The 8,921-nt window shown below is 38.4% G+C and carries 3 protein-coding genes; all 3 read left to right on the top strand.

The window, feature by feature from the left end; all coding sequences use genetic code 11:
- Window positions 1-41: 41 nt before the first annotated feature.
- Window positions 42-536 carry a hypothetical protein gene (locus tag IBX40_08260; GenBank protein ID MBE0524307.1) on the top strand — a complete coding sequence of 165 codons (495 nt, stop codon included), beginning with the start codon at window positions 42-44 and terminating at the stop codon, window positions 534-536.
- A gap of 85 nt (window positions 537-621) precedes the next feature.
- Complete coding sequence (locus IBX40_08255) at window positions 622-8,181, top strand: PKD domain-containing protein (protein MBE0524306.1); 7,560 nt, start codon at window positions 622-624, stop codon at window positions 8,179-8,181.
- 195 nt (window positions 8,182-8,376) lie between these two features.
- Window positions 8,377-8,921: hypothetical protein (locus IBX40_08250; GenBank protein MBE0524305.1), on the top strand; the 545-nt coding region annotated here is incomplete at its 3' end.

The following is an 8,921-nucleotide window of genomic DNA, read 5'->3' as shown; positions in this document are numbered from 1 at the left end:
ATGCTGCTTCTGTAGGTCATCTTGTCGGTGAGCCAGGCGTAATGGTAGTGAAATACGCAGATGACATTTCCTATGAACCACTGGAAAATGCTGCTTCTGTAGGTCATCTTGTCGGTGAGCCAGGCGTAATGGTAGTGAAATATGCCGATGATATTTCATACCAACCACTGTATGACTCAACAGACGTAGGAAGGCGTGAACTTGATATCAATATCACCTACCCTCAGCATGGTGATATTGTCCTGAATTCACCGGTCAATGTGAACGGCACAGCCATTTCACCAAACGAGATCGTGGATGTTACTGTAAATGGTATTCCTGCAACTGGAACCACTTCCTGGAACGCATCTGTTCCTTTGAATTTCGGTATCAATACTATCACGGTGAATGTCACAACGAACACGACGTACAGTGCAGAGAAGTCCATCAGGGTGTTCTATTACTATGGCGGTTTGTTCGGGGATTTCAACGGGAATGGAATACTTGACAGCGGGGACGTGACGATACTTATGAGGAAGATCGTGGGGCTGGAATGAAATGAAAACTGCTTTTTTTCTTTTTTTCTTTTTGTTATTTGCTGCTCCAGTGGCATCTGCGCAGACTGTGAGCTTCGGGGATTATTTGGCAGGTGTGGACACAGAATTCACGGTTCCGATCACCATCAGTGAAGCTGAATTAATAGCAGGAGGAATTGTCAATATATCTTTTAATCCTTCTATCATTTCAATCGAAAATGTTGTTGCTGGTGATTTTGGAACACCTGTAGCAAATATAAACAATACCGATGGATGGGTCAAACTGGTGGCTGCAAGGATTGATAAAGTGAACAAGAGCAAGGCAGTGCTTGCAAATATCGTTTTCAAAGGATTTTTACCTGGTCAAACTGACGTGAATATTACCTCTGCGAGCCTTAATAATGAGCTCGGGCAGCTTATAACACCAGGGGTGGTGAATGGAAGTATTACTGTTTTGTTGTCAGAAGATACAACACCACCTTCGTCAATTAGCAATCTACACTCTTCAAATGGTAGTACATGGATAAACTGGACTTGGGCAAATCCATCAGACCCGGATTTCAATCATACGATAGTTTATATTGACGGAAGCTGGAAGGCTAACGTCAGCGATACTTTTTATAATTATTCTGGCTTATTACAGGGGACTTCACACACAATAAGCACTCATACAGTAGATGAGAATGGAAATATTAATGAGACATGGGTGAACGATACTGCAAAAACCCAAGGAATTCTTCCTGGTGGGTTAATTATTAATGTTTCTTCACCCCAAAATTATTCAATATATCAGGTTGGAGAAACAGTACAATTTGAGATTAATGTTACAGATCTCTCTGGAAATCCACTTATTAATGATATTTCAGCTTATGCGGAAATTTCTGGCCCAAATAATACTAAAAGACAAATTATTTTCATAAAAGAGACTAATAAACTGGTTAGTGAATATACTGTCAGAAAAGATGACCCTCATGGATTCTGGACCGGAAATATCACCACATATAATGCAACAAATAGCGGTCAGGCGACAGTTAATGTGTTCTTCACAGGTGCTTACTTTATCCAGCCTTTTACTAATTCCAGGTCATATTTATCTGGTGAAATAGCAAATTTCACAGCAAGAGTGGCAAACCCGAAAGATCCAGCTCAAATATTCACTGATCAGGACCTGAGTCTTAACCTCTCAGTTTATCCCTTAAATACCTCAATACCAGTAATCGAATCTTTTAAAATGAGCTTTAACGGAACATCAAATACATTCTATGGGAATGTAGATACTGGAATACTTGGTTCAGGACTATTTATGGTTGTGTTCAAAGGCAATGACACATCAGGTAATGTTGAAACTGCAGATCTATTAATTGGAGTTTCTGATGATTTTACTATTGAAGTTGATACAGAAAAGATATATTATGATCGAGATGAACCGGTGAATATTTCAGGGATCGTGAAATATTTGAACAACACTCCACTTCAGAGTGTAAATGTAAATCTGGTGATAGATATCCATGGATTCAAACGAACATATATTGTTTATACAAACGAGACCGGTGGATTCAATTATACTTTTTCTCCTTTTGATACCGAAGCTGGCAATTATTCAGTGAAAGCTTCTGCTGCAAATCTCGGACAGGTTAGAGAATCTGAAAGTAACTTTACGATCCATGGATTATATATTGTCCCTCAAGCTGCAACTGTGGAACTCGTGGAGAATTCATCCCGGACGCTTGGTTTTACTCTCTATAACCTTGGAGATACCACTTTAACCGGAATTCAACCTTCTGTAATTGATCGAGACATTTCAGATAGTGTAATAGCAACTATAAATGCATCCAGCATACCATCTGAACTTTCTCCACATGGAAGTGCCGTGTTCAATGTTCAATTTGAAGCTGGAACACCTGTTCCTGAAAATGCACAGTTCAATATTGAAGTAACAACCGATCAAAACTCAGATGAGGTCAGTGAACTGAATGTTAAATTATTCACACCGACACCGATCGTAAAAGTATATCCGGCAGATATAATTACAGGTTTAAATAAAAATCAAACAAAAATTGAGACTGTAGCCATATACAACATGGGTTACGGTGTGTTGCGAAATATAACATTGCATCAACCCGAGCATACATGGATGAGAGTGACTTCAAATACCAGTATAGGTGATCTTCTGCCGGGTGAAAATGCAACTTTTGATATCCATATTAATTCATACAACGTGGATACTGGAATTTATGAAGATTCAGTAAATATTACCAGTGATAACTACAATCAAGTTCAAGTAAATCTGACAACTTTTGTGACTGATCTTGAAAATGGCAGTCTTTTGTTCCATGTTACTGATGCTCTTGAGAGAAATCTTACCAATGCGAATATTTCTCTGATTAATCAGGATACCTATGATGAATTCGATGCATCCACTAACTCTTCAGGGTATGCATTGCTGAACGATCTTCCCGTAGGCAAGTATATTTTTGAGGTGTCATCTGATGGAACAAATACACTTCCACAAATGGGAACAGTTGAAGTGGAACCGATGGAAACTCCAAAATTGATAGATATAGCTCTTTACATGAGTTTCATTGATTTTAACTGGGAAGTAACACCTACATCTATTGAGGATTATTACAATGTTATCCTGAAGATGAGGTTTGAAACAGATGTTCCGATACCTCTACTTCTTGCTTTCCCCCCATCTTTAGAATATAATATGGAAGCAGGGGAAGAGAGAGCAGGTTCCTTTAACCTTTACAATGTGGGACTTGTATCCATTTACAATGTTTCTATTTCTCCAATAGATCACAATGGAGTGGTACTGGATCCATTAATTACAACAATTGATGAGATAAAAGGAAAAAGTAATGTCAAAGTACCATATAAGTTAAAACTTTCTCCAGGTATATCAAGCTGTAAGGAAATAACAGGCAAAATAAATATTCAGGGAAGATATGTTCACTTTATAAATAACCATGAAGTCATAAGCTATGCCGGCACGAGTATTCCTGTAACTGTTAAAACTCCAGTAGATGAAACATGCAAACCTGACTATCCAACATGGCCGGATCTTTCTTATTGTTTAAATATTGATGGTTTACATCTTGGTGACAAAACAGAGGATATGGATGTTGATCCAAATATTATATGGCTCAAAACAGGGCCAGGATGGGAGGATCAAAACGAGGATTCATCTAACGTTTTCGAAAATGCAGCAATTGCAACGAATAACAACGAAATTGGCAATATCAAATTGAGCAAAGCATTAGGTATTACATTTTCCATTGGAGTCAATGAATTAGTCTCATATTTCACTGCCGGGACACTTACACCACAGATTCCACTTGGGGTTGATGTTGTTGATGTTGTTGCAAAGCAGTATGGTATAAACATCCCATTTTTTGATGGAATATGGGCCGGGTCTTTCAACCCCGATCTAATCTCACCAGGACAAAGTTCAAGCCTGGATATGGAACAGTTAGATACAGGTGTGGGTATAACTTTGCCTAAAATACTGGGTGGTGGTATTGGTTTCCAATTTGGCAATGAATCATGCTACAATTGCGTATGGATAATTCCAATTGCAGGATATGATCTAACCCTGCCCACATTTGGATTACCTGATATTAACATCTATATCCCTCACGTCCGTCTTCCTAGGGGTGGTGGTAATTTCTGCTGGAATTGTTACCCTGATGTATTTACTGTCCCCAATTTCCCTCATTTCAGGGGTATAACCTATGTTCCCTGGGATTGGCCGGAATGGAATTTGCCTGATTTCAATCGTGATCAGATTCATAGAACACCGCGTCCAAAAGTGACAGAGACCATACATGAAGTAATAGAGCTTTCAATCTCCCAGAACGTTACCATGGAGCGGGATGCTTTCTGGGCAGGTCTTGGTATCCGTAACAAGATGCCTGATAAGAATATAGATAATGTAAAAGTCATTTTACATATCAATAGTGAAGATGGCGTATCTGCAAATAATCAGTTCTTCATAAAAACACCAAAACTGAACGGCATCAGCAATATCGATGGAACAGGGGTCATTTCCCCATCAGGTCTTGCGACCTCACGCTGGCTTATAATACCGAAGCCTGGCGCAGGAGGGATTAATCCGGAAGGCGCAAGGTACAATGTTTCAGCCAACATCAGCTACAGTGTTGATGGTGTCAATTTTGAAGTCTCCACACATGAAGTTGAGATTGTTGTTAAACCTCAACCAGAAATGGTACTTGATTACTTCATCCCTTCCGATGTGATCGCAAACAAGCCGTTCAAACTTGCGGTCAGGGTTACAAATGAGGGATACGGGGAAGCAAGAAATTTCTCAATTGAAACTGCTCAACCGGTTATTTACTACAATCCTTCCGGTCTATTGATCGATTTTGAGATAATAAGAAGTCAGTTGCAGGGAGAGGAAAGGAGTAATTCCTTGAAAGTTAATTTTGGAAATATTCAGCCAGGTGAAAACAAGGTTGCCTGGTGGGAGATGGTTGCCAGTATTGATGGAACGTTTACTGAATTCACAGGGGAATATGCGCACAGCAGCGAGCTTGGAGGGATGGAAACATCTCTCATTAAGGAGATCAACACGTATATCATTCAGAAGCAGGTTGGCGGAGATATTGGTTATGACTTTTTGGTAAATTCAAAGAGTAATGAAACTTATTATTTGCTTCTTAATTCATCTAATGGGAATTCTACTTTCGTGCATAATGCTAATTATGTGGTAGTCAACATGCCGGCACCTGAGAATCCGATACTGGATGTGAGTATAGAGGATTATTCAGGTGAATGGGTCATCATTTCAATAGAAGATCCGTATGATAATAAAGTACCGATTGAAAAAGTGTCCAGAACGAGTGAAGGGACAGAGATACCTTCCTACAATTACTGGATGAGGAATGGGAGGATACTCATAGTTGATCATTTTGATGAAGGATTTGATGGGAATTATACCATCAAATACAAATATTCCAATCTTGTTCCAGTGATAACCACTAACAGAACAATGTTTGATGGGAAAATAGTTGTTGAAGAAAATAAAGTAATCAATTTCAGTGGTTCAGATTCTTATGATGGGTTGGGCAGTATCGTATCATACAAATGGGAATTTGGAGATGAAACCGAGAAAGAAGGAGAAAACGTTGAACATATCTATAGTCAAATGGGTGAGTTCCATGTTAACCTTACAATCACAAATAATGCTGGAATTTCAAGTCAGGCAAGTGTAAAAGTATATGTGGTTAAAGAAATAATTAAATTTTATCTAATACCTACAAATTTCCAAGATGTGCATTTAGATGAAATAACCGATACGCAAATCAGAAATCTATTTGATAAAGTCCAAACTTATTATATTGAATCATCTTATAATAGCATATTTATAGATTATTCAATTGAACCACCAATCACTATTGATAATCGAAACGATTATGGAAACGAAATAAATGGCGATACTGTAATCTTACATGTTATCATTGCAAAATACAATTCTCTTGAACAAGCAAGAGGAAAAAATAATATTATTATTTTGAATATTGATGAAGATTTTCGTGCAATGGCAAGCACCACTTCTATTATTAATGATCCACCGGCGACCCCGAATATAGTTGTCGATAAGAATGATGATTTCCCTACATACGCACACGAGATTGGGCATACTCTAGGATATTTGTTTGAAGATAGCAAGACTCATGATGAGTCTAATCTTCCAGATTTATATGATCCTGGAAAAAACATTTGGTGGTGGGGTCTCATGGGAAAAGGAATAGATGTGGAACCACCCACACACCTTTCATCGTTTAGTAAATTGATTCTTAATTGGTTAAAACCTCATAGTGTTTCGTATGGCGAATATCAATTGAAACCTTTGGAAAAAAGTAAATATGGTGACAAGGTATTCATTTTTACGAGTGGTGATTTGAATTATATAATTGAAGCTAGAGATTTGCCACAAAACCATATTAATAAAGCAGAAATCATTTCTGATGGTACATTAGAAAATGGTGTTGTAATTTACAAAGTTGAAAATTTTGATTTATTAAGCGGATACAAAATAAATGATAATTGGAAAATCAATCCAGTTCCACGGGAAGGAAAATTTATATCAGTTCCTCCTGGAATAATATCAGTTCCATGGCCAGGAACAGATATAATATTTTTAGACGACCCGACTTTTTTAGCTGAAGACGGTACATCAGCATTTCCATACATTGACTTATTTAGATTTGTAATGTTTAGTATATCTTCTGCTTCAGATAGTCCTTACTATCAACCAACAATTAAAATTGAAACTCCAACCGAATACGCTTCTAATAAAATTGGAAGTGCAATAAACAACATTAAAATTGATTTACCAAATATTGAAAATCTATATCAATCACCTGTAAATAGTACATTGTTCCCAGATATAGACCTCCATGCTTACACACAAAACGGACTTCATGTTGGAACAAACTATTCTACTAACATATATGAAATACAAATTCCTGATGCCATTGCTTCTGGTGATTTAGGTAACGGTGAAGAGTGGATTTTTGTTCCAAAAGACATGAATGTAACGTTTTATGTAAGCAGCCATGATGTTCAAAAGTTCCTTGAAGAGAATCCAGATTTCAATGCTTCAAATGCTTCAATTGAATATTCAGCAACTTTTATGGAATATGATCTGAATCCCAAGCTAGTACAGCTCCCGGATGGTAATTGGACAGTGCAGAATAGAACGGTATCAGAACCACGGATTGATACCATAGAGCCTGGAGAGATGAAAGTATTAATCTCAGATAATACCATGCCAGGTACTATAACAGATTTAATTTCAACAAATGGCATCACCTGGCTCAATTTCACTTGGACGAACCCTCCCGACCCTGACTTCTCCCATGTGATGCTCTACCTCAACGGCACCTTCATAACCAATGTATCTTCACCCCAGAACTACTATAATATCACAGGGCTGGTTCCAGACACCTTATACGACCTTGGAACGCATACAGTGGATGCATCAGGCAACATAAATCAGACCTGGGTTAATCGTACTGCAAGGACAGCACCGATATCAGGTATATCATATACAATCGCTCTAAATTCAGGCTGGAACCTGATCTCTGCGCCTCTTAACCTAACCACCTGGGAGCTTGGCGAAAAAGCAGCATCAGGAAATCCATTGAATGTCACACCAGAGAACTGTCTTACATCCATTTACCGATATAACAGCTCCACAGGACTGTTCGAGAAATCCGACCACTTCGATGACTGGGGCTGGTGGCCTGCAACAGGCTCAGAGAGCTTTACAGAACTGGAACCAGGCAAAGGATACTGGGTGATGGCTAAAAACAATTGTGATTTAACATTTACCGGAACAGCATCTTCTTATCTGGATATAGCACTGAACAAAGGCTGGAATCTTGTTGGATGGTATTCGATGATGGAAGCTCTGCTGGGAGAAGAAGCGGTAGTAGGAGATCCATTAGATGTTACTCCTGAGAACAGCTTAACATCAATTTACAGATACAACAGTTCCACAGGACTTTTTGAAAAATCCGATCACTTCGATGACTGGGGCTGGTGGCCTGCTACTGGATCAGAGAATTTTACAAAACTGGAACCCGGCAGAGGATACTGGGTGATGGCTAATGATTCTATATGGGGGCATAAAAATTGATAAAATAGAGGAATTAGTACTTTTGAAATTCAGAATCCATAAGTTATGAAAGAAAGCTTATGGGCGAATATTTTAAAATACTACTGGATTCAAGATTCAGATACAAGCGCTGAGGTGGGCGCTTTAAGAGATAAGATGCAGCGGTAAATACGGTCTGTGATCATGGTAAATACATAATACAATGGATGAAATAAAATGGATAAAAAAATCGATGAAAGTATAAAAGGAAAAATATGTTATGGCAAAAAGTTTGGTACGTTAAGTATAATTTTAATGGTTGCCTTTTTTGTTATGGCAGCGCTGGCAAGTGCTCAAGTCCCAATGCCACACGGGATAAGTGGAACCGTGTACTTGTCAGATGGTGTAACACAGGCGCCAGCAGGAACATCTTTTAGCGTTAATGATACTACTAGTGGATATTATATAGAAGGTAAAACAGGCGGTCCACCAGGATATAGTGGATATTACTCAGTTTCGATATCTGGAGAAGATGGAGATGAAGTGATAATAAAAGCCTGGAACACAACACATTATGGGATAAGAACAGTTAATCTTTCTGGAGATATGACTGGCATTAATATAATAATGAACCAATCCCTGCTGGTCTTGAAATCAATTGTAGTTTCACCTGCAACACCTTCATTAATTGTTGGAGAAACCCAGCTGTTCAATGCAACTGCATTAGATCAGAATGATAATCCAATTGCCGGGATTGATATATATTGGTCAAGCAGCAATAC

The organism is Methanosarcinales archaeon (assembly GCA_014859725.1).
Lineage (GTDB): Archaea > Halobacteriota > Methanosarcinia > Methanosarcinales > Methanocomedenaceae > Kmv04.
Note: the sequence above shows the minus strand (reverse complement) of the source record. Positions and strands in the feature narration are given on the sequence as shown.